General features: G+C 49.4%; 1 protein-coding gene and 3 tRNA genes. All 4 read right to left on the reverse strand.

Annotated elements, in window-relative coordinates; translation table 11 throughout:
* Positions 1–246: GTP-binding protein (locus HT737_RS31025; protein WP_306287345.1), on the reverse strand; the 246-nt coding region annotated here is incomplete at its 3' end.
* Between the two features lie 84 nt (positions 247–330).
* A tRNA-Thr gene (locus HT737_RS31030) sits at positions 331–406 on the reverse strand.
* Positions 407–432: 26 nt separating this feature from the next.
* A tRNA-Gly gene (locus HT737_RS31035) sits at positions 433–507 on the reverse strand.
* A 25-nt stretch (positions 508–532) separates the two neighbouring features.
* Positions 533–618: transfer RNA gene (locus HT737_RS31040), tRNA-Tyr, on the reverse strand.
* Positions 619–700: the final 82 nt, after the last annotated feature.

Here is a 700-nt window from a genome sequence, read left to right on the forward strand (position 1 = left end):
GCAGTCAACGTGAGCGTAGTGACGAATGTTCGAGTTGTACTCAACGTGCGCGGTGTTGATGGTGATACCGCGAGCTTTTTCTTCTGGAGCGCTGTCGATCTTGTCGAATTCAACTACGGCCGAACCGAAAACTTCGGAGCAGACGCGAGTCAGAGCAGCGGTCAGAGTGGTTTTACCGTGGTCAACGTGACCAATGGTCCCTACGTTGACGTGGGGCAGGGAACGATCAAATTTTTCCTTAGCCATCGATAACACCCTCAACAGAAGAATTAGACGAACGATATCTACCATTAAAACAAAGGCAGATATTTTCATATCTGCCTTGTTATATGGAGCTCTTGAGCGGATTTGAACCGCTGACCTCACCCTTACCAAGGGTGTGCTCTACCAACTGAGCTACAAGAGCGTAACACTTTGCACAACCTGCAAACTTGGAGCGGGTAGCGGAAGTACGAACCCGCATCATCAGCTTGGAAGGCTGAGGTTCTACCACTAAACTATACCCGCGGAGCTTGCAGCTCACGCTAAAAAATGGTGGAGGGGGAAGGATTCGAAACCTTCGAAGTCGTAGACGTCAGATTTACAGTCTGATCCCTTTGGCCGCTCGGGAACCCCTCCTAAGCGAGCCGGCATTCTATACTATGCCGACCTTCTGTCAAAGCATTTTTCTCATTAAAAAACCTGAGGTTAGCTGCGTTTG

It is taken from the genome of Pseudomonas sp. MD195_PC81_125 (assembly GCF_014060985.1).
Classification (GTDB): domain Bacteria; phylum Pseudomonadota; class Gammaproteobacteria; order Pseudomonadales; family Pseudomonadaceae; genus Aquipseudomonas; species Aquipseudomonas parakoreensis.